Source organism: Methanoplanus endosymbiosus (assembly GCF_024662215.1).
Classification (GTDB): Archaea; Halobacteriota; Methanomicrobia; order Methanomicrobiales; family Methanomicrobiaceae; genus Methanoplanus; species Methanoplanus endosymbiosus.
The window spans coordinates 623,854-646,077 of the sequence record NZ_CP096115.1 but is presented as its reverse complement, the minus strand read 5'-3'; the positions used below and the strand labels follow the sequence as shown (position 1 = coordinate 646,077).

Sequence of the window (22,224 nt, the reverse complement as noted above, 5' to 3'; positions counted from 1 at the left end):
TCAGTTATTACAGATTATTCTGATTGTCCACTCCGTCATTTATCCAGTGTATTGCTGCTCTTCTGTCATAGTTGTAGATATAATAATTGATCTCATCTGAGAGTCCGGGAGTAATATTGTGAGTTGCACCTATAAACAGAATCCCTGTATATCCTTCCTTTAATGAAGAATTTATTCTTTCAGCGATAAATCTGTCTCTGTTAATACCAAGTCCGTGCAGTTTTTCTCTGTATTTGAGTGACAATTTATTCTGTTCTTCAGGAGATTTGGCTGAGAAAATTTCTCTGATGATATCGTACTCTTCCTTAAGATATTGAGGGGATTCAGTCTGCTCAATTTCCGCTCCGGAATTTATCATCTCAGCAAGTATTACATAATTTATGCTTCTGTTTGCCGCACATTCCCTGACTATTTTTTCCCCGGTTTCTCCACCGGCCGGCATACCGTCCTGAAAAATCTGAATCTTTTCAGGTTTGATAATCTGCATTATTTCAGAAATCGTCCCGGCAATATCTCTCCATAATTTATGAACTTCTTCTATCTGTTTTTTATGCACTTCTGAGCCGAGTTTTTCTTCTTTAATCCCGGAAATCCGATCTTTAAGGCTGCCAAGTTCTTCTTCACTATGAATTATCGGAATAATCAGTAATTTTTTCCCCATGTTATCCCCGGAAAATATTCTGTGATGTATGGTTATCGGATGGGGAATTATAAATAGATATTCTTTGCCGGTGATTTATTCCGGAATGCTTTACGGGGATTGATTATAATCATTCATTCAAATCCAATCGTAAAATCAGCCTCAATTCTGGATATAATCCTCTCTGACACTTCATTATTTATACTTGGGAGCAGATTTAGAAATATGAAACAGAGACATCGTCCGGATTTAAAGGCAATTGCCCGTGATGCTATGAAATCATATGGTTTTGCACCGCGTTTTCCTGATCAGGTCATCCGCGAGAGTGAGAACATCTCCGGGAGAATATTTCCTGATAATGTAACAGAGGCAGCAGATTTAAGGCATCTTCTCTGGTCATCAATTGATAATTTCGATTCTAAGGATCTGGATCAGATCGAATTCTGTGAGGAGAAGGATGGCGGCATTATCAATGTGAAGGTGGCCATTGCCGATGTTGACTGTTACGTTCCTAAAGATTCAGCAACAGATCGCTATGCTGCATACAATACTACGGCTGTCTATACCGGAGTTGAGACCTTTTTTATGATCCCGTTTAAGCTTTGCGGCAATATATCGTCCCTTCTTCCGGGTAAAGACTGTCAGGCTGTGGTCGCTGAATATGATATTTTACCGGACGGTGATATTGAGCATGTGGGTGTGTACAGGGCTGTTGTATCCAATAAGGCAAAACTCATCTATGAGGAGGTTGGTAACTGGATTGAGAAGAAGGGCAGTATTCCTGATGACGTTGGCAGTATTCCGGGTTTAAAAGATCAGATCCTGCTTCAGCATAAGGCATCCCTTCGCCTCAGAAAATTCCGGATGCAAAACGGCGCTCTTGATCTTGAAACAGCCGAGGCACGTCCGGTTATGCGGGGTAATGATGTGTCTGATATAATATCAATGAAGCAGAATGAAGCACACAGAATCATTGAGGAGTTTATGGTTGCTGCCAACCGGACATTTGCCGGATTTCTGATGGATGCCGGTGTGCCTATGACGCACAGGGTTGTTAAGATTCCGGAGAAGTGGGACCTTATCTGTGAGGTTGTTGCCGGATATGGCGTAACCCTGCCTGACAGTCCGGATTCAAAGGCTCTGACTGAGTTCTTAGCCGGACAAAGAGTTTCAGATCCCAAAACCTTCCCTGATCTCTCACTGACTATTGTTAAACTTCTTGGGCATGGTGAATATGTACCATACAATCCGGGAGATGCTCCTGTCGGACATTTTGCACTTGCAGTTCCGGATTACACCCACAGTACAGCTCCTAACCGGAGGTATAACGACCTGATTATTCAGAGAATTGTAAAGTCGGTTCTTGACGGAAAGAAGGTTCCTTATACACCGGGTGAACTTGAGAGGCTTTCTGTCCGTATGACGGACAGGGACAAGGCATCACAGAAGGTTGAGCGTTTTATGCTAAAGTCTGCTGCTGCTGTTCTTCTCTCCAAAAGTATAGGCAAGGTCTTTGATGCTATTGTTACGGGTGCTTCCGGGAGAGGAACTTATGTCAGAATTTATGACCCGCCTGTTGAAGGAAGGGTTATGGAGGGGTATGAGGGGCTTTATGTCGGCCGGAAGGTAAAAGTCTCCCTTTTAATGACTGATGCCTATCGTGGTTATATCGACTTTGAATGTCTCCGGAAGGGCAGGAGATAACTGCCTTTTATAATTTGGGGGGTTTTAATATGAAAAATAAAGTTAAGAAATGCTATAGGGTTGTTCTTCTCTCTGATAACTGTAATTTATGCGCTGGTGTCAATTTATCCGGTGGGAATTCTGAATTGCGAAGATTTAACAGATATATTTTTGCCGGAATTTTGATGATAATTTTGATATTATCTGTGATTTCCTGTGGGTGCACTGATAATGAACCGGATGTGGTGAAGGGTTCTGATGCCTGTAGTGATTTTTCCGGCGTATGCAGCTGTGCGGGAAACTGTTATGACTGTCAGGATTTTGATTCAAAGTCTGATGCGCAGAGATGTTATGACTACTGTATGAGCATTGGGAAGGGTGATGTTCATGGTATTGATAAGGATTCTGATGGTGTTGCCTGTAATTCAGTACTTGAGGAAGATACTCCTGTAAGGGAAGAGCCGGATTACAAAAATCCGGATTCTATGACAAAACATGATGCTTTAACTGAAAGATAAGACATTTTTTTTTCAAAGCATTTTTTCTTCGTTTTTATTGTGAATTTTTTCTGATGGCCATCCAGTCTTCATGGGTGCAATTTGCGCGAGTGATCAAAATGTCATGGAAAAACGCCGTTCTGCCGTTTTTTTGTTACGGATGATTGGGTTTTTCCTGAAAATTCTATCATTTCCTGCAAGGGTTTATATGTGGCGGCATACAACATTGTAAGGCCGAAGTATTACGGGAACAGACGCCTCAGGGTGGCTGTGATGTTTAATTCGGGAAAGTCCTGTGAGTTTTTTCACAGGGTGGAAGTAAAGCTAAGATGGATTCGCTGAGATATGCTTTCCTCTGCTTTTTGTAAATCGTAAAACAATGTGTTTATATAACAATAAACCTAACATTGTTACCTCGATTCTTAGATGGAGAACCGAAAGCACCCGGATGGGGGTGTCGGTTCTGACGTTGGCACTGACAATGCGGAAATTTGTTTAATAACCGCTAATTCCTTTTAGATAAACTAGTGAAAAATCGATAGTGTGCCGAAGTGTAAGTACTTCAAACAATTAATTCTGGTTGATCCTGCCAGAGGTCACTGCTATCGGGGTTCGATTAAGCCATGCGAGTTGAGAGGGTTAAGACCCTCGGCAGACTGCTCAGTAACACGTGGATAACCTGCCCTAAGGTGGAGGATAACCCCGGGAAACTGGGGATAATACTCCATAGGTTAAAGATACTGGAATGTTCTTTAACCGAAAGTTCCGGCGCCTTAGGATGGATCTGCGGCCGATTAGGTTGTTGTTGGGGTAGTGGCCCAACAAGCCTGTAATCGGTACGGGTTGTGGGAGCAAGAGCCCGGAGATGGAATCTGAGACACGATTCCAGGCCCTACGGGGCGCAGCAGGCGCGAAAACTTTACAATGCAGGAAACTGTGATAAGGGAACCCCGAGTGCCCGTATCTGCGGGCTGTCCGGATGTCTAAAAAGCATCCGAAGAAAGGGCCGGGCAAGACCGGTGCCAGCCGCCGCGGTAATACCGGCGGCTCGAGTGGTGGCCACTTTTATTGGGCTTAAAGCGTTCGTAGCTTGAATAATAAGTCTCTTGGGAAATCTGCAGGCTTAACCTGCAGGCGTTTAAGAGAAACTGTTGTTCTAGGAACCGGAAGAGGTGAGAGGTACTCCGGGGGTAGGAGTGAAATCCTGTAATCCCCGGGGGACCACCGATGGCGAAGGCATCTCACCAGGACGGCTTCGACAGTGAGGAACGAAAGCTGGGGGAGCGAACCGGATTAGATACCCGGGTAGTCCCAGCCGTAAACGATGTGCGTTAGGTGTGCCGGTGACCACGAGTCTCCGGGGTGCCGAAGGGAAACCGTGAAACGTACCGCCTGGGAAGTACGGTCGCAAGGCTGAAACTTAAAGGAATTGGCGGGGGAGCACCACAACGGGTGGAGCCTGCGGTTTAATTGGACTCAACGCCGGAAATCTCACCGGATAAGACAGCGGAATGATAACCAGGTTGAAGACTTTGTTTGACCAGCTGAGAGGAGGTGCATGGCCGTCGTCAGTTCGTACTGTGAAGCATCCTGTTTAGTCAGGCAACGAGCGAGACCCACGCCAACAGTTGCCAGCATGTTCTCCGGAATGATGGGGACACTGTTGGGACCGCCTCTGCTAAAGAGGAGGAAGGAATGGGCAACGGTAGGTCAGCATGCCCCGAATTATCCGGGCTACACGCGGGCTACAATGGTCAGGACAATGGGTAACGGCACTGAGAAGTGTAGTCAATCCCCTAAACCTGTCCCAAGTTCGGATTGTGGGCTGCAACTCGCCCACATGAAGCTGGAATCCGTAGTAATCGCGTTTCAACATAGCGCGGTGAATACGTCCCTGCTCCTTGCACACACCGCCCGTCAAACCACCCGAGTGAGGTTTGGATGAGGCTGTGGTTAATTGCCGCAGTCGAATCTAGGTTTCGCAAGGGGGGTTAAGTCGTAACAAGGTAGCCGTAGGGGAATCTGCGGCTGGATCACCTCCTAACGAAATATCGTGAGGGGTAATTAGCGGTTATTAAACAAACTGTAAAATTGTCAGTGTTAACATAAATAAAAAGCAGAGGGCTCATAGCTCAGCTGGAAGAGCGCGGCGTTTGCAACGCCGAGGCCGGGGGTTCAAATCCCCCTGGGTCCATAGCCGTAAAGTCTAACTTTACGGCTTTTCAATGCACCCGTTGATGTGAATCGACGGGGAAGGGCTGAGAGTCAGTAAGGACTCTTTGAGGCCGTGTATAGGTATTCACACAACGACGTTAAATGGATTTTAACGGTTAAACCGATAAAATGCTGAATTACGTTCTGCCTGTCAGTGAATGGCTCGGTTCGAGTGCCGACGAAGGGCGTGCCAAGCTGCGATAAGCTCCGGGAAGACGCAAGGATTCTATGATCCGGAGATACCCTAATGGGACATCCTGTGACATTAAGTCACGATCGGTAACGATCGGTAACCCCCCGAATTGAAACATCTCAGTAGGGGGAGGAAGAGAAATCAAACGAGATGTCGTTAGTAAAGGCGATCGAAAACGACAGAGTTCAAACTGAATCCCGGCAACGGGAGATGTGGTGTTGATAGGCCCACTGTTTTTGTGAGATATGAAGTGGAATTTGTTCTGAAAAGTCAAACCAAAGAGGGTGACAGTCCCCTACACGTAAATCTCTCACATATATGTGGTGTCCTGAGTAGCGCGGGTTGGAATTCTCGCGTGAATCCGGGGGTCATCAACCTCCAAAACTAAATACTCCTCGAAACCGATAGTGTAATAGTAGCGTGAGCGAAAGCTGAAAAGTAACCCTGAAAAGGTGGTTAAAAGTGCCTGAAACTGGCAGGCGATGGTGTGTTATGGCGTTAAAGGATCTTTACCGCGAAAGAATCAGCCGCGAGGCTGTAGTATGGGCGGTATTGCCAGCGTCATAACTTACGTTTTGAAGAACGGGCCAGAGAGTTTATTCTGTCGGCGAGGTTAACCCTGCGGGAAGCCGAAGCGAAAGCGACAGGTTCGTAGTGCCTTACGGCACATGGGACGACGTATTAAAAGTGCGTGAAGTCGGCAGGATAAGACCCGAAGCCTAGTGATCTATGCGTGGGCAGGCTGAAGCGTGACGAAAGTTGCGTGGAGGGCCGAAGCGGTATTGATATGCAAATCATTCGTGTGACCTGCGTATAGGGGTGAAAGGCCAATCGAACTAGGCATCCGCTGGTTCCTCTCGAAACATGCCGTAGCATGACCTGGATGGAGATAGACGGTGAGGTAGAGCACTGATTGTGGGAGTTGGGGAAGAAATTCCTTACCCTGCTGTCAAACTCCGAATTCCCCGTCATCTGAGAAGTCCGGAAGTCCGCACTGCGGGGTAAGCTTGTAGTGCGTAAGGGAGACAACCCAGACCGTGGTTAATGTCCCTGAGTGTAGGTTAAGTGTAAACACTAAATGAGGTCCCAGGCCAAAAACAACTGGAAGGTGAGCTTAGAAGCAGCTACCCTTTAAAAAGTGCGTAACAGCTTACCAGTCTAGGTTTGGGGCGCAGAAAATGGACGGGGCTCAAACCTACCACAGATACCACGGACCATATATTAATATGATGGCGTAGAGAGGCGTTCTGCATGGGCAGAAGCAGGGGTGTAAGCTCCTGTGGACCGTGCAGAAATGAGAATTCTGGCATTAGTAGAAGCATTAGATGGGTGAGAATCCCATCCGCCGGAGGGGCTAGGTTTCCTCGACAATGTTCGTCAGTCGAGGGTTAGTCGGTCCTAAGGTGTATCGTAACTCGAGTACGTCGAAAGGGAAACAGGTTAATATTCCTGTACCATCGGCCAATAATCCTGACGCTTCGGGATATGCTGTGCAGGGCCGTCGCCCTGTTTAATCGTATAAGCTCTTGGAGAACCGCAATGGTGAGAATTGAGTGAAAGCGTGATGAAGTAATACAGCAAATTCCTGGAGCCCGTGAAAAGGGGGCCAGATGACCGTACCGAGATCTGACACAGGTGCCCCTGGCTGAGAAGGCCAAGGCGTATCGGTTTAATTGTGTTTAGGGAACTCGGCAAAATAGCTCCGTAACTTTGGAATAAGGAGTGCCTGCTTGGAGATCAAGCAGGTCGCAGTGACTCGGGGACTCCGACTGTCTAATAACAACATAGCAGACTGCAACTCGGAAACGACTAGTATAGTCTGTGATTCCTGCCCAGTGCGGGCATCTGAAAACCGGGTACAACCGGACGAAGGACCCGTAAACGGCGGGGGTAACTATGACCCTCTTAAGGTAGCGTAGTACCTTGTCGCTTAATTGGCGACTTGCATGAATGGATTAACGAGAGTCCTACTGTCCCAAACACAAGTCCGTTGAACATTTTATCCTAGTGCAGAGGCTAGGGACCCCATATGGGAAGTGAAGACCCCGTGGAGCTTTACTGCAGCCTGTCGTTGTGTTACGGTATTCCTTGCGCAGAGTAGATGGGAGACTTTGATCCTGCCCTTGTGGGGGCAGGTTAGTCGCAATCTGAGACACCATCCTTGGTTTACTGTAACACTAACTCGTTTACGAGGACATCGGTAGGTAGGCAGTTTGGGTGGGGCGCCACACCCTCGAAAAGGTATCAAGGGTGCCCCAAGGTCAACTCATGTGAGTCAGAAACTCACAGAAGAGTGTCAAGAGCAAAAGTTGGCCTGACGCTGATACGAATAGCAAGTATCTGCGAGAGGAAACTCGGGTCTAACGAACCAATACGCGCTTTTGATGAGTGCTATTGACGACAGAAAAGCTACCCCGGGGATAACAGAGTCGTCGCCGGCAAGAGCACATATCGACCCGGCGGCTTGCTACCTCGATGTCGGTTCTTTCCATCCTGGCTGTGCAGCAGCAGCCAAGGGTGAGGTTGTTCGCCTATTAATGGGGATCGTGAGCTGGGTTTAGACCGTCGTGAGACAGGTCGGTTACTATCTATATGGGGTGTCGGGAGTCTGAAGGTAAGATGGAAATAGTACGAGAGGAACTTTCCGTCGTCGCCACTGGTAGACCGGTTGTCCGACAGGGCAATGCCGGGTGGCTACGCGATAAGGGATAAAAGCTGAAAGCATCTAAGCTTGAAACCTGACCTGAAAAGAGACTCCGTCACAGGACGCGGGTAGAAGACCCGTTTGATAGACCTGGGATGTACGCACGAAGGCAACGACGTGTTCAGTCCACAGGTACTAAAGTCCGATAATTCGGCAACGGAAACATTACTTAACCGTTAAAATCCAGACGAAATCGTTGTGTGAATGCCAATATGCCGGATAATTGCAGACAATAATTCAGGTTCATGACCTGATGTCCGGTCTGTGATTGCGGCCATAGCGGCGGGGAAACACCCGGACTCATCTCGAACCCGGCAGTTAAGCCCGCCCACGTTGGGTGCTGTACTAAGATACGAGAGTTCTTGGGAACCACCTAACGCTGCAATTGCTTATGTGAGTGATTGTCTCTTCTGAAAAGTTATTATGCCAGTGTCAGCTGTTAAGCTATTCCTGAAATCCTGTGTTTAGATTGTTTCTAATCTATTTTGTATAACCGGCTGTTATGCACTTTTAAAAATTTAGCGTAAATCCCCTTGGTCTTTAGCCCAGAGGTAGTTCACTCCGGAATCTTTGTTTATCATGTTTAAAGTCTGTAATTCATAAGAAATATAACCCATAAGCAGACTATAAGGTTATTCACTGAGGGAAAAGGATGCAGCACAGAATAATACCCAAAACCGGTGATAAACTTCCTGTACTTGGCTTTGGTGCAATGAGATTTCCGGAAACTGCCGGAAGAATAGACAGGGCAAAGGCATCTGAGATGCTTGCATATGCAATAGAAAACGGTGTTAATTATATTGATACTGCTGTTCCATACCACAAAGGACAGAGCGAATCTTTTATCGGAGATTTCCTTGAAAAGGAAGGTTTAAGGGATAAAGTTTTCATCGCAACAAAACTGCCCCACTGGTCAGTCAGAAATCCGGATGATATAAGTCGTATATTTGAAAAACAGCTGAAAGATTTGAAGACCGGATATATAGATTATTACCTGCTTCACAGTCTGTCCGGTGAGAGCTGGCATAATCTGGACGACCTTGGAATAAAGAAATTTCTGGACCTGGAAAAAGCCTCCGGAAGAATCAGGAATGCAGGTTTTTCATTTCATGGTGATATTGAGTCATTCAAAGATGTTGTTAATGCCTATCCCTGGGAATTCTGCCAGATTCAGTACAACTTTCTTGATGAGAAAAATCAGGCAGGAACAGAAGGTCTTAAGTACGCTGCAAAATCCGGACTTGCAGTAATGGTGATGGAACCTCTGAGAGGTGGTAATCTTGCAGGCAATATTCCGGAGAACATTATGGACATCTGGAAGAGTGCAAAAGTCCATAGAACTCCTGCTGAATGGGCTTTGAGGTGGGTATGGAATCATCCGGAAGTTACAACAGTACTCTCCGGAATGTCATCTATAGATCAGGTGAAGGAGAATATCAGAGTTGCAGAGGATGCCTTTCCTGCCTCATTATCTGAAGATGAGCTAATAGTTATCGGCAAAGTCAGGGATAAATACAAAGAGACTATGAAAGTCGGCTGCACGGGATGCAGGTACTGCATGCCCTGTCCTGCCGGTGTTGATATCCCGTCCTGCTTTGAATATTACAACAGTTATCATATGTTCAAGAACGGAAACTGGGCAAAATGGCAGTATGTATTCAGAAGCCACGGTATCATGGACGGAAAAAAATCCCATGCTTCACTCTGCACAGGCTGTGGGAGATGTAAAAAAGCCTGCCCTCAGCATATAGACATTCCCCTTCGTTTAAAGGAAGTTGCAAAGGACTTTGACACCCCTGTAACCAAAGCATTCTCCGGCATTGCAGGTTTTTATCTCACTTTAAGGGGTAAAATATCCGAAGTTCTGAAAATAAAAAAGAAAGTCCGGTAAGAAATTATGGCTGAAGGAATAAAAAAACTGCAACCATTTTAATCCCGGCATATAACATTCCGGTTAACTCATATAAACATCAGTGTTTTATGCATTTATATCCTTATAATGCCTTTTTTTAATAGAGTCCCTGAGTGGATTCGTCAGAATACAATATATGGAAATAAAAATATGATACGAAAAGAGAATAAAAGCACGATTATCCGGTGTATATCACTTCTGATGCTTGCAATGATCCTTGCAGTTCCCACAGTATCAGCAATTGAATACTCGGAAGCCTCTGCTTCATCCAATACCAGTATTTTAAAGAAAATATCCGGAAAAACCACCGATTCTGTTCAGGAAATAGAATTAGTAGAAGAATATACTGACAAAGAACTCCCCCCAAGACCACGTGATCCGACAGTCCCCCTAACTCCTCTTGAGTGCCTTGAAGAACTTGAAAAAGACGGATATGATATTACAGAGATCAGACTTTTAATATCAGAAGGTGACTACGACACTGCAGTTGAAATCCTGAAAGAGATCCACAATGATCTAAATATAGATGTCTGTCAGCTGATAGCGGCAGAATAATATTTACCCATTTTAAATGTTAAAATAATGATGATACGTCCGAATGGCCAAAAACAGAAGTTACATTACATCCCATTATAAATCCACCATAAAAATAATTCCGGCATTTTGGCCATTCTTCATTATTTTCCGCTAAAAATTTTCAGAGATTTGTCAGGGGCAGTATTTTCAGAATAAATATTCATAAAGTCCCTGACGATCGTGCTGATTATCAATGATCATATTGTGAATCTCTACATATCCATTATATTCATTCAGAATATCTTTATATTCTGAGTTCAGTGCCTGGTAATCTTTAACAAGTGAGTTGTATTCCGGAACAAGGTCATTATAACGTTTAACCTTCCCTGAAGTCTCAAGCCCTTCCATCTCAGAATCCATTGTCAGAATTTCGGCATGGAGCGACTCAGTCTCTCTTTTCAGTCTGCTAATCTCAGGTTCGAGTTCATCAATTTTATTCCCGGAATTCTGATATTTCTCATATATTGCCATTACTTCTTTGCATTTGCCATATCCTTTATCTCCGCCCGCAACCGGAATTACAAACGGTTTTTCGGTAATTTTTATGTCACCGTCAAGAGTAATATCAGGCCACCCGATGAGATTTATATCTGTTGCTTCGATGTAGGCATAATCAGTTCCTGCATATCCGCATCCTGGCGAGAGAATTCCGACACCCATATGCTCTTCATCAATGAATTCAAAGAGAACAACGTCATAACCTTCCTTCTGTAAAAGCCCTGCCAGAAGAATGCTCTTGTCGTCACAGTCCCCGCTCTTTTCATATACTGTCTCAACCGGAAATTTTGGGTCCGGGTTTTCATTATCAGTTTTATAGGGTATGGACTGGACAAAAGCTGTAATTAATTCTGCATAACCGTCATCATCAAGATTCATTCCTGTTTTGATGCCCTGAAGTCCGGATATTACAGATCCATATGTCTCTTCAAGATCAGGGTCATTTATGAAAGATTTATAATATTCCTTTGACCACTCATTTGTGCTGCTCTCTTCGTCAGTAAGATAAGCGCTTTTATCTGTATTTTTTGCAGTATTGTAGAGATTGCTGTCAACCGGAATATTTAATGAGGCTATATTGTCCCGGAATTTAAAATCATAAAGTGATTCTTCATATTCCGGACTGCCTTCATATGATATTCCCGGATATTTCTGACTGTCATCAGCTAAGTCTGCTGATATACACCCGGCAAAAGAAAGTGCTGCAATCAGAAGACAAAATACAATTATATTCCTTAAAACAGGGCTTTCTGTAACATTCGGTACACAATTTGGAATATTTTTCTGTCTGCCGCCTCTCCTGGTAAAATCCCGAATTTTCATATTAACTACTGTTAGTATATTGGCAAAATGCAATAAGCATAATGTATTGTACACACTCCTATCTCCGGATTAACCCAAAAATACTGATGAATATTCACTATCCATCTCCGGACAATTGTATCATATCCAAATTTTGAGGAATAAACTAAAAATACAGAACTGATCTCAGATAAGTGAATCTGTAAAAAAGAGGGTTGAACGTTTTTAGATACGCCCCGACCGGGACTCGAACCCGGGTCAAAAGCTCCGCAAGCTTCTAGGATATCCACTACCCTATCGGGACACTCACATTAGAGTTGCCTACATACATTGGATCATCTCACATATATGTCTGCCGAAATTAAATTGGTCATTGTAAAATGCCAATGTGTGGTCTGTTTCAAAATTAAGCAGTCAATCGGCGATATGTGTGCCTGAAAAAAATAAAATTCTGGATTTTCAGCAGGGTGCAGATGTTGCATTTATGTTATCGGGCGCGACATGGATCTTAGTTTTGACATCTGCAATATTGCCATATAATTCAATATGCATCTTTCCGGGTGCGAATATTTTCATTTCCCCTCTCTGGCTAAGCTTTGCAAACTGATCAATTCCGGTTTCTTTAATCAGCTCGCCGGAGCAGTCATCATATACACGTATATAATAAAATGCAGCCGGATTTGGATTTGTTGTAGTCACGGAATAACTGTCCTTATCTCCAAACTGACTTTTGCCACTCTTTGTATCAGAGATTCCTACTGTTGTTGCATCATATTCAATTATCATGGGCGGATAAATGAGATCATAGTCAAAAGATATAACGTCCCCTTTGAAATGATGGGTAGAATCATAGATCAGAGAATAATTTATCTTAACTCCCATATCTTCCGGAGGATTGGTGTAAGTCGGCCTGGCCTCAGGAATGGGAGTTGGAACTGGCGTTGAGTAATTCACATACACAGGAATATATTCTGCGGGAGTCGGAGGCGGAGTAATTGTGCCTGTTGGAGGAGGGGCCAGAAAAGTCTCCTCAATCTCTTCCGGAAGTTCGGTACAGCCGCATGTAATCATAACTGAAAATATCGTTAAAATAATAACTAAGTAAAAACCCCGACCATCCATGTTATCTTTTTTTATGTCACCCAGATATAAAAAGATTATACATTAAGAGTCAGAAAAAAACGGACTTCCGGAAATAATCCATAGGAAAACTACAGAGACAGCAGGCAGGAAGCCCACGACTTCAGTCATGAGGGTATGTCATTCAGCCGGAATCTGCTATAGCAGATTCAACCTCATCAAATAGATCAGATGGCCTGCATGGCTTATTGAGATGTCTGAAGGGTTCATGCTTGGAAAATTTCCTTAAAATTTCATCTTTTGAATAGGCTGTCAGAAAAATAACCGGGATGTCAAAATCAGATTTGATCTTTTCAGCCGTTTCAATGCCATTAAGATTGCCCTTAAGATTAATGTCCATAATTAAAAGATCAGGTTTTTCTTCAGCAAGATGTCTGAAAACTTCTTCACCACTCTGTACAATCCCGGAAATGCCATAACCAAAAGATTTCAGGGTATCCTGTATCCCCATAGCAACAATTGCCTCATCTTCCGCAATAAGTATCTTTTTATTCAGTGGCATTTCAGAACTAATCATATTAACAATCCGTTTACATCCCACATATACACAACATAATACTTAAAATTATTCATATTTTAAAAAAATGAATGTCCGGAATAATTTGCAAATAAAAACAAATAAGGCACTAAATCCCTACAATGATAAAAAATACAAATTAAATGATTCTCATAAATGATATTCATAATGTCCTGCCATCAACTAAAAAAGTAATTATAACTAAAAACCAATATCTGTACCATGGACTCATCACATATTTCCAATGTTGCAATAAATGCAGGTGTGATCACTGTTTCAACAACCAGAAACAAAGATACTGACACAAGTGGAAAAATAATCTGTGAACTCTTTAAACTTCATAGTATAGACGTGAACTACTATGATATAGTCCCGGACATTGAAGAAGAGATCATAAAATCACTCAAAAAAGCACTTGAATCCTCTAATTTCATTGTATTTAACGGAGGAACAGGTATAACTCCGGATGACTGCACAATAGAAGCTATAGAACCACACTTTCAGAAAAAACTGGACGGATTCGGAGAATATTTCCGGCTTAAAAGTTTTGACGATGTAGGTACAAGAGCCATACTCTCAAGGGCAACCGCAGGAATTATTGATAAAAAAGCAGTATTCTGCATACCGGGATCAAATGCCGCAGTAAAACTTGCAATGGAAAAAATAATTTTAAAAGAAGCATCCCACATAATAACCCACGCAGATAAATCAATAAAATAACAGTAATCCAGTGTAAATACTAACTATAAATGGCGGGCAGATATATGAAAAATCTGATTGAAATACTTAAAATAACAACAATAATAATTTCATCCGCTCTTTGTATTTTAGTTAGTTTCATATCCTTAAATGAAAATCTCTTTGCAGTATTTCCGCACCTCTATTACATACCAATAATACTCTCATCATACTGGTATTTAAGAAAAGGTTTAGTCTATTCATTATTTCTAAGCTTCATTTACCTCCTCTTTGTACTCAGTTACACAACATACAGCAATGAACTGTTTATACATGCACTGATCAGATTCTGTGTATTCATAGGAATATCTCTTGTTGTGGCGATCCTTGCCGGAAAAGAAGCTGAATTATTGACCACAGTATCAAAAAGTGACTCCAGATTTCGTGAACTGCTAAACAATATGAGCAGCGGAGTCTGTATATTAAAACCGGAAGAAAAAAAATCAGAGTATATAATAGATCAGACAAATTTCTCAGCAGGAGAGATTGAGGGTTTTATTCCGGAAGAAATTAAAGGAAAACTGATAACAGATTTAAAGAAAGAATATTCATTTATGCACCTAATCCCGGAGATAAATATGGTATTTCAATCAGAAAAACCACTGAGAATACCTGCAAGATACTACAGCAGCACCAACATTCCGGGCTGGAGGGATCATTACATCTATAAACTGTCATCCAATGAGATTGTAATAACCTTCAATGATGTCACTAATCTCAAAAATGCTGAGATAAAACTTGCCGAATCAGAAGAAAGGTTTGATATTGCTCTTAAAAGCACAAAGCTTGGAGTCTGGGACTGGAATTATTCAACCGGAAATATAGAGATTAATGACCAGTATTCAAAAATATACGGATATACAGCCGAAGAGATAAAAAGCGATCCTGAACTGATGAGAAGGAATATCTTTCCGGAAGATATGGAAATACTCAATAGATCATTTAAGAAGCACCTCAATAAAAAGAGTGACTATTACGAGGCCGAATTCCGCAACCTTACAAAGGACAGGCATCTCATCTGGGTGCATGCGATAGGTAAGATCGTTAAATGGGAGAATGGCAGACCATTAAGAATTATCGGCATAATAATGGACATTACGGAGAGAAAAAGTTACCAGGAAGCACTGAAGACCGCAAACAAAAAGTTAAACCTCCTGTCCGGAATAACAAGGCATGATATATTAAACCAGATTACCGGAGTAACCCTTTTCCTTGAACTGTTAAGGGATGAATGTAAAGAACACAGTACAGCATCCGAAAATCTGGATATAATATTCTCAGCAGTAGAAAAAATTCAGGCCCAGATTGAGTTTGCCAAAGATTACCAGAGTCTGGGCCTTAAAGAACCTGTATGGCAGAATGTCAGGGAAGTCTCCTGCAAATCATTCAGCCTTCTTGATTATGAGGGCATTACATTCACGTCATGCAGAGATAATTTTGAAGTTCTGGCAGACATCATGCTTGAAAAGATATTTTATAACCTCTTTGAAAATTCATTCAGGCATGGCGGAGAAATTACTGAAATACAGGTCTCATGTTTCACAGATAATTCAGGAAAAGGTAAAATAATTGTTGAAGACGATGGCAGAGGAATTCCTGAAGACATCAAAGATGAGATATTTAACCAGGGATTTGGTGAAAATACCGGCCTTGGCCTCTTCCTTTCCAGGGAAATCTTTGATATCACTGAAATCACCATAACTGAAAATGGAACTGTAGGAAATGGTGTCCGTTTTGAGATAACCGTGCCTCAGAGAAACTGGAGAGAAGCAAAGTGAACTACATATGAGCTAAAGATCATATGCTTCCTGCTTCATCCCCTTAAGCAACTATCACAGTTATTCATGGATTTTCTGATATATTTCTGTGTCCACGGGCATGCAGCAATACATATGCCACATACAGGATAATTTGATCCGGCAGACTTTCCGGCTTTATAACTGTATTCAAAATATCTCCTCCCATCCCGGAATTCATCCCTTAACAGTCCCGGATGCCATTTCCTTTCCGGAAAACTTCACCGACAATTATTCATACATTTCGTTATCCCTGCACTCTTTAAAAACTCTTAAGGATGGTGCAAGAATTGATGTTCTTCCAAGTGCAGCCGGAATCATAATTGCATCAAGCACCTGATCCATTGTTGCACCGGCTTTCAGTGCAGCACCGATATGGACTTTAAGGCAGGCGGTTGCACCGAGTGCGGTTGCGGATGCAACACAAATAAGTTCTGCTGTGGCATCATCAAGGCTCTTTGGTCTTAAGGTCTCAAAATCACCAAGCGTGTTGAAAACAAAAGATTTAGGTCTTTCCTTAAGTATATCAAGGATAAAGGGAACTCTGCCAAAGAACTCCTTTGACTCTTCAAGTATTTCAGCACTTATATCATCTCTGCTGCTTAGAAATTCCTCTATGGCTTTCTTTGATTTATCATTCATAGCTGTGATTTTAAACTTGAAGCAGTAAATATTTACTATTTACATTTACAATTTTCAGCAGCTCACTGACTTATTTATTATATGCCAGTGCCGGAATCAGTTTGACATTATCCGATAATTTCTGAGGATTATAATAAAATTCAGAGTTATAGTGGTCCTGGCCTGAAAATATCATGAGTTACTGCATTTAATCACCAAAAAATATATCCTATCAAAAATCAATCCAGAAGAGAGGTAACTTAAATGGTCGATAAAAATCAGCAGTATGGAAGGCAGAGAAGGGGAGATGCACCGACAAAATGTATCTGTCCGGACTGTGGTTATGAAACAGACAAAATAAGGGGAGTTCCATGCAGGGAGACTAAGTGCCCGGAATGCGGAACGACAATGATGAGTAAATAGCCGGATAATACTACCTATGAGACAATCTGTCCTGTAGTCTTAAAATGAACTTTGGCTACTTTTTTCAGATCTGATTTTCCATATCTGAAAACAAATTTTTTTCCGGCAGCAATTACAGCCGGCGATGCACCCTTTGGCAGCATGATACTGTACTCCTCAGAGAGTCTCTCCATGCCTTCAACAAATACCGATCTTGCAAGAATGGATGCTGCTGCAACTGCAATGTTCTGCTCAGCCCTGTTCAGCTGAACGATCTCAATCTCCTTTCCCTTACCGCGTAGTTTATCCAGAATAACCCTGTCATCCGCAAATTTATCAACGAGGGCCTTTCTGCATATATTTCCGGATAAGATATCCTCGATAACCTCGGCATGACAACATGCAAGCAGATCATTTAAGTTTTCATTCTTTGCTCTGAACCGAGAATACAATTCATTATACTTCTCCGGCATAACTTCAGTAACAGCATATCTGCCCTTACAGACTTCACGTATCTTTCCGGAGATTAATTTAATGTCGGAATCATTCATCTCCTTGCTGTCTTTAACACCAAGAAATTTCAGCTGAAGTGCAGAAATTTCATCCACAAGAACTCCGGCAGTGACAAGAGGACCAAAGTAATCTCCTTTTCCGGATTCATCTGTACCTATAACCGGATAACCAAGGTCGTATTCACCTCTGCCACTGTTACGCTCACGTTGATTCAAACCAGATCCTGCAATACGGAGTTCTCCTGATGAATTAATATGTGCAGAATTGTTACCGGCATCTGCGAACTTATCAAAATTTGACTGGATATTCCCCCTCATCTTCCCTGTAAAAGAGCCGGGTTCATTGCTCTCCTCGATAATTTCTCTTACCATTGGCAGGTATTCCTTTCTTTTGATCTGAGAATAATCGTATTTTATAATTCCTTTGCCATTCTGATAAATTCTCATATTCTCCGGACTACCGTTTATATTCATTTTAAACTGTATGCCATAGCTGATCCTCTTTAAGCTATCCACAGCAATACTGTTTTTCTTCATATTCCGGCATATTTCATCGAATAATACCGCGAGATCATCTTTTGCAGCCATATCACAAGACCATAATTTCAATATTTAATGCTATTTTACCAGAGTCCCACATATTCACAGCCAGACATCATATTTGCCAGAGATTAACAATTATATTAATGGCACAGGCAGCACAATGCAGAATAACTATACGGCAACCGTTTGATGCACAGAAATAATATTTTATTTGGGGATACGCCGGCTCACAGATTCCGGATATTAACCGGGATAAATCTGATATAACGGGTCATAACCTAAAATAAGCTAAAGATATAAATCTGCGTATCCAGAATTTGTTAAAATGATATAAAACGAAAAACAAGCCTTTGGCGGGATTTGAACCCGCGACCTCGTCCTTACCAAGGACGCGCAATGCCTCTATGCCACAAAGGCGCTTTTATATTGCAATTAAACACTGTGGACACGGTCAGACTGAAGTAATACTTAACGAAAGACATGCTATGCCGGCCGAACCACTGAGGCAATCAAAACTGCATCATAATGTCGTCGTACAGGCTATAAAATCCTGTCGATATCCCGCCGTCCAAAACCGGAATTATTTAAATAAGATGACAACATTTGGGCGCCAATCACCGGATTTATCCGGTGCAGAGAGCAGACACGCAGCAAAATAACATAATCGTGCATCCAATGAACAGGCTCTCTTCCCATTCTCAGATGATGAATGAAACAGATAAATATTCCATAAAACTGTTTAAAAAAAATTTCAGGTTGAAAGATTATTCTTCAGATACAATCTCAACAAGCTCTATATCAAATGTAAGAGGAAGCCCTGCAAGAGGATGATTTGCATCAATAGTAACATTTTCTTCAGTAATATCTGTGATCACAACCGGAAGAACAGCTCCTTCCGACTGCTGAATATGCAGCTGCATGCCCAGTTCCGGCACACACTCTTCCGGAAGTGAACTCCTTGCAATCTCCAGGACCAGCTGCTCATTCCTCTCCCCATATCCTTCCTCAACCGGAATCTCATTGGTCTTCTCTTCTCCGGGTTTCATGCCTAACACTCCGTTTTCAAAGCCGGAAATTACCATCCCGCCACCGATAACAAACTCAATAGGCTCTTTTCCTTTTGATGAATCAAATACAGTGCCGTCTTCAAGTTTTCCGGTGTAATGAATTCTTACGGTGTCACCCTTTTTTGCATAGGCAGATTCTTCTGTCATAGAGAAAGGCGTTGATCCCGGCGGCATATATTTCTTCCGGGAAATACTTCAGATAAACGAAAATTATGAGTGAAATGACTCAATAGTGCTTCATCCCGCATAAAGCCAAAAGAGAAGAATACAGGCCATCATTCCTCCGGAGTACAGACCTGGCCTCAAATCCCAAGTTTTTCCTTAACAAGACTATAACTTCTATTTGCCCCCTCAAACGATCCAACCTCAATTATTGCCGAGCAGTCATTCTTCCGGATGGCATCATAAACCGGCTCAAAATCAATATTTCCTCTTCCAATCGCAAAATGATCGTCATCAGCACCGTAATTATCATGAAGATGAAAGTGTGAAATCTTTGCCTGCAAAAATTTATCCAGACAGGAATTCAGATTTGCATGCCCTACATCAAGAACAAATCCAAAATCCGTTATCAGGGGAAGATCACCGGGAGTTCTGAGAAAAAAATACGGCCAGTTGGTCATATTTTCGGCAAACACAGGAACTGAATATTCGTCAGACAACGCCTTTAATTCAAGAAGTGATTTCTGAAGCTGAAATGCTGCAACATCGCGATCTCTCTCCCAGGCAAAATATCCCGGATGAAAAACAACACCGTGGGCATTGATGTGTGCCGCAATTTCAATAGTATCAGATATGACCTTTACACTGCCCTTTCTTATCGGTTCGAGATGAGATGCGATATTCACACTCCTGGAAGGCGCGTGCATAAAATATTTATAATCAAAAAGCAGAGGAATGTCAGGATTTTCAATATGATGCATACCATCATTCATAATTTCAACAACGTCACAGACTTTATCCAGTGCTGAAAGGGCATTTTCCAGCGGCATTTCCATCAGGCAGTGGGTTGATATTCCAAGCATCATATTAATCACAAATAATTATATTATATCTCTCAGTTCAGGAATGCCGTAAGGGCAGCATTTTATGCAGATTCCACAACCAATACATCTTCCCTTTAACACAACAAAGCAGTCATTTTCAGAATCATACACAATTGCAGACTCCGGACATTTTTCCTGACATGAACCACACAATACACATTTATTTACATCTATAAATGCGTGTTTCTCTGTGGTTACCTCTTTTATTACCATGAAAATCCAATAATGATTAATATTTAACTGATATACAATAACTGTTCCCCTGTGGGATTAAACAGAAATATTATTTAATCATTTAAAATCAAAATAAATGAATGTGATATTTTATCTAAAATGTCAGTTGCTTTATCTGGGAAAATTGTTAATGGTGTGAAAATATGTCTGATAATGAAAAATCAAACGGATTGGCCGGATTTAATTCTGAGACACTAAAAGAGATAATCTCAGTTTTTCCGGACGGACTGATAATAATCAGTACATCCGGCAGAATCATTTATCATAATGAAAATGCAGAAAAAATATTTGGTTATAATTCTGAAGAATTTTCAGAGTTAAATGCAGTAAATCTGATAAATGACGGATCCAGGAGCGAACAATCCGGAGAATCTGAATTTATCAGAGATATTACTGAAAATCCCGGAAAAATCACAAATATTAAATTAAAAGGCACAAATAAAGAAAATAAACAATTATTTTTAAATATTAACGCGTCCTGCATCCGGATTGGTGGTGAAACCCGGATTATTTTTGCTGTAAAGGATTTTACTGATAGAAAGAAGTACAAAGCCGAACATGAGTACCTGTCACAGATTATTAATCACTCCAACGATGCAATTATAGTGATTTCACAGGACTATTCTGTCATATCCTGGAATAAAGGTGCTGAAAGGATGTACGGTTTTAAAGAAGACGAAATGACCGGAAAAAATGTATCAGTAATAGTGCCTCCTGACAGAATGAAATTTTTTGAAAAAGAACTGAACAAAGTATTCTCAGGAGAAACGATGGATATTATTGAGGTTGTCAGGGTTACAAAATCCGGTCAGAAACTCAATGTACTCATAAGCAATTACCCAATATATGATGAATACGGCAATATCAAAGGGGCATCCGTAATTGCAACCGACATAACCCTGGAAAAGAGGATGTTTGACACAATGATCAAATACATCTCAGAAGCAGTTATGCGCCTGAGAAACCCCTCGGAACTTGTGAGAATAAACCTGATAAACCTTGTAGAACTGCTCAAAAAAGACAACCTCAGCAAAGAAGATCTTCTGATACACCTTCAGGTTCAGATCAAAAATACAGAACAGATTACCCACAATCTCAGGGAACTGACACAGACTATAATCGGCAGTTATGATGAAATTCCGGCAGAATACAAAGAATATTTTGATAATTAGTCTCAAATATGAGCAGGAGTTTTAGTGATAATAGCCTTGTTCTGATATTATCCGATGCCATGGACTTAAAAGAGGAGAATATAGCATTAACTTCAGTTCTGGCCAAAAATAATTATAATGTCGTAATAATTACATCCAACCTGCCTGCTTCCATATTAACTAAAGAGTATGAATTAAAAGGCGTTGAGATGAAAAATGTATATTTTATAGATCTGATAACCAGATACGCCCTTGGATCAAACCCCGGAAATTCAGATTCAGTTCAGTACATCAGCACCCCTGAAAACCTCACTGAGATCGGCATTGCAATCACCAAAATACTGGGCAATATCGAAAATGACAGAATCGTTTTTCTGTTTGATTCTGTCACTTCAATGCTGATATATACATCCTCAGATAAGATCACCCGGTTTCTGCATTTTATAGTTAATAAAATAAGGCTTAAAAATTCAAAGGGAATTTTTATGGCCACCGGAGGAGGGATCAATCCGGCACTTCTCATGCAGCTGAGAACCTTTGTTGACGCTGTAATTGAGGATAAAGAAGAGATAAATGAGTTTTTTTCCGGTTAAAATTATTATGACCTGCCAAATCTGTTATAAACCTTAAATAATGGCAAAATCCGGCCAAAATAATCTCTGTCATCACTGCATCTGCCTTCTGAATATAAGGGCGTAAAACTCCCGGATATATCTCACAAAAACACGGACTGACATCT

General features: G+C 41.8%; 18 protein-coding genes, 3 tRNA genes and 3 rRNA genes. 13 read left to right on the top strand and 11 right to left on the bottom strand.

Annotated features, from left to right (window positions below; all coding sequences use genetic code 11):
• Positions 1-7: 7 nt before the first annotated feature.
• Entirely contained in the window at positions 8-661 is a 654-nt protein-coding gene (locus tag L6E24_RS02680) for a hypothetical protein (protein WP_257743180.1), read from the bottom strand.
• 99 nt (positions 662-760) lie between these two features.
• Here L6E24_RS02680 and L6E24_RS02675 point away from each other — a divergent pair, with 99 nt between their 5' ends.
• The 8 genes from L6E24_RS02675 (at position 761) to L6E24_RS02640 (ending at position 10,398) form a co-directional block, all read left to right on the top strand.
• The gene (locus L6E24_RS02675) at positions 761-2,344 is read left to right on the top strand and encodes an RNB domain-containing ribonuclease (RefSeq protein WP_308219139.1); all 1,584 of its coding nucleotides are present in this window, start codon (positions 761-763) and stop codon (positions 2,342-2,344) included.
• A 29-nt stretch (positions 2,345-2,373) separates the two neighbouring features.
• The gene (locus L6E24_RS02670) at positions 2,374-2,841 is read left to right on the top strand and encodes a hypothetical protein (protein WP_257743179.1); all 468 of its coding nucleotides are present in this window, start codon (positions 2,374-2,376) and stop codon (positions 2,839-2,841) included.
• Between the two features lie 552 nt (positions 2,842-3,393).
• A 16S ribosomal RNA gene (locus L6E24_RS02665) occupies positions 3,394-4,862 on the top strand.
• Positions 4,863-4,941: 79 nt separating this feature from the next.
• Positions 4,942-5,014: transfer RNA gene (locus L6E24_RS02660), tRNA-Ala, on the top strand.
• A gap of 148 nt (positions 5,015-5,162) precedes the next feature.
• Positions 5,163-8,089: ribosomal RNA gene (locus tag L6E24_RS02655) — 23S ribosomal RNA — on the top strand.
• Positions 8,090-8,197: 108 nt separating this feature from the next.
• A 5S ribosomal RNA gene (gene rrf, locus L6E24_RS02650) occupies positions 8,198-8,319 on the top strand.
• The 16S, 23S and 5S rRNA genes sit together here with 1 tRNA gene alongside, the layout of an rRNA operon.
• 264 nt (positions 8,320-8,583) lie before the next feature.
• Positions 8,584-9,822, top strand: coding sequence for an aldo/keto reductase (locus L6E24_RS02645; RefSeq protein WP_257743178.1), 1,239 nt, complete (start codon positions 8,584-8,586; stop codon positions 9,820-9,822).
• 171 nt (positions 9,823-9,993) lie between these two features.
• Positions 9,994-10,398, top strand: a complete 405-nt coding sequence (locus L6E24_RS02640) for a hypothetical protein (protein ID WP_257743177.1) — start codon at positions 9,994-9,996, stop codon at positions 10,396-10,398.
• Between the two features lie 168 nt (positions 10,399-10,566).
• Here L6E24_RS02640 and L6E24_RS02635 read toward each other — a convergent pair whose 3' ends face one another.
• The 4 genes from L6E24_RS02635 to L6E24_RS02620 all read right to left on the bottom strand — a co-directional run bounded on the left by L6E24_RS02635 (position 10,567) and on the right by L6E24_RS02620 (position 13,375).
• Entirely contained in the window at positions 10,567-11,739 is a 1,173-nt protein-coding gene (locus tag L6E24_RS02635) for a YwqI/YxiC family protein (protein WP_257743176.1), read from the bottom strand.
• A 211-nt stretch (positions 11,740-11,950) separates the two neighbouring features.
• Positions 11,951-12,022 (bottom strand) — tRNA-Arg (locus L6E24_RS02630).
• 155 nt (positions 12,023-12,177) lie between these two features.
• Positions 12,178-12,789, bottom strand: coding sequence for a hypothetical protein (locus L6E24_RS02625; protein WP_257743175.1), 612 nt, complete (start codon positions 12,787-12,789; stop codon positions 12,178-12,180).
• Positions 12,790-12,982: 193 nt separating this feature from the next.
• Positions 12,983-13,375 carry a response regulator gene (locus tag L6E24_RS02620; RefSeq protein WP_257743174.1) on the bottom strand — a complete coding sequence of 131 codons (393 nt, stop codon included), beginning with the start codon at positions 13,373-13,375 and terminating at the stop codon, positions 12,983-12,985.
• A gap of 222 nt (positions 13,376-13,597) precedes the next feature.
• Here L6E24_RS02620 and L6E24_RS02615 point away from each other — a divergent pair, with 222 nt between their 5' ends.
• Positions 13,598-14,095, top strand: a complete 498-nt coding sequence (locus L6E24_RS02615; protein ID WP_257743173.1) for a MogA/MoaB family molybdenum cofactor biosynthesis protein — start codon at positions 13,598-13,600, stop codon at positions 14,093-14,095.
• 44 nt (positions 14,096-14,139) lie between these two features.
• Positions 14,140-15,891: a PAS domain-containing protein gene (locus L6E24_RS02610; protein ID WP_257743172.1), complete on the top strand. Its 1,752-nt coding sequence runs from the start codon at positions 14,140-14,142 to the stop codon at positions 15,889-15,891.
• 249 nt (positions 15,892-16,140) lie between these two features.
• On the opposite strand, the gene L6E24_RS02605 is transcribed toward L6E24_RS02610, so the two are convergent.
• Positions 16,141-16,551 (bottom strand): carboxymuconolactone decarboxylase family protein, encoded by a 411-nt coding sequence (locus L6E24_RS02605; protein WP_257743171.1) that lies wholly within the window; start codon positions 16,549-16,551, stop codon positions 16,141-16,143.
• Positions 16,552-16,794: 243 nt separating this feature from the next.
• Here L6E24_RS02605 and L6E24_RS02600 point away from each other — a divergent pair, with 243 nt between their 5' ends.
• Positions 16,795-16,953, top strand: coding sequence for a DNA repair protein RadA (locus L6E24_RS02600; RefSeq protein ID WP_257743170.1), 159 nt, complete (start codon positions 16,795-16,797; stop codon positions 16,951-16,953).
• Between the two features lie 14 nt (positions 16,954-16,967).
• Here L6E24_RS02600 and rnhC read toward each other — a convergent pair whose 3' ends face one another.
• The 5 genes from rnhC to L6E24_RS02575 all read right to left on the bottom strand — a co-directional run bounded on the left by rnhC (position 16,968) and on the right by L6E24_RS02575 (position 20,313).
• The gene (rnhC, locus tag L6E24_RS02595; protein ID WP_257743169.1) at positions 16,968-18,032 is read right to left on the bottom strand and encodes a ribonuclease HIII; all 1,065 of its coding nucleotides are present in this window, start codon (positions 18,030-18,032) and stop codon (positions 16,968-16,970) included.
• A gap of 300 nt (positions 18,033-18,332) precedes the next feature.
• Positions 18,333-18,404 (bottom strand) — tRNA-Thr (locus L6E24_RS02590).
• Between the two features lie 347 nt (positions 18,405-18,751).
• Positions 18,752-19,201: an FKBP-type peptidyl-prolyl cis-trans isomerase gene (locus L6E24_RS02585; protein ID WP_308219138.1), complete on the bottom strand. Its 450-nt coding sequence runs from the start codon at positions 19,199-19,201 to the stop codon at positions 18,752-18,754.
• A 155-nt stretch (positions 19,202-19,356) separates the two neighbouring features.
• Entirely contained in the window at positions 19,357-20,082 is a 726-nt protein-coding gene (locus L6E24_RS02580) for a sugar phosphate isomerase/epimerase family protein (protein ID WP_257744066.1), read from the bottom strand.
• A 15-nt stretch (positions 20,083-20,097) separates the two neighbouring features.
• Positions 20,098-20,313, bottom strand: a complete 216-nt coding sequence (locus L6E24_RS02575; RefSeq protein WP_257743168.1) for a 4Fe-4S binding protein — start codon at positions 20,311-20,313, stop codon at positions 20,098-20,100.
• Between the two features lie 164 nt (positions 20,314-20,477).
• Here L6E24_RS02575 and L6E24_RS02570 point away from each other — a divergent pair, with 164 nt between their 5' ends.
• A complete protein-coding gene (locus L6E24_RS02570; protein WP_257743167.1) occupies positions 20,478-21,506 on the top strand; it encodes a PAS domain-containing protein in 1,029 nt (342 codons plus the stop codon).
• Between the two features lie 8 nt (positions 21,507-21,514).
• Complete coding sequence (locus L6E24_RS02565; protein WP_257743166.1) at positions 21,515-22,078, top strand: DUF7504 family protein; 564 nt, start codon at positions 21,515-21,517, stop codon at positions 22,076-22,078.
• The last annotated feature ends 146 nt before the right edge of the window (positions 22,079-22,224 follow it).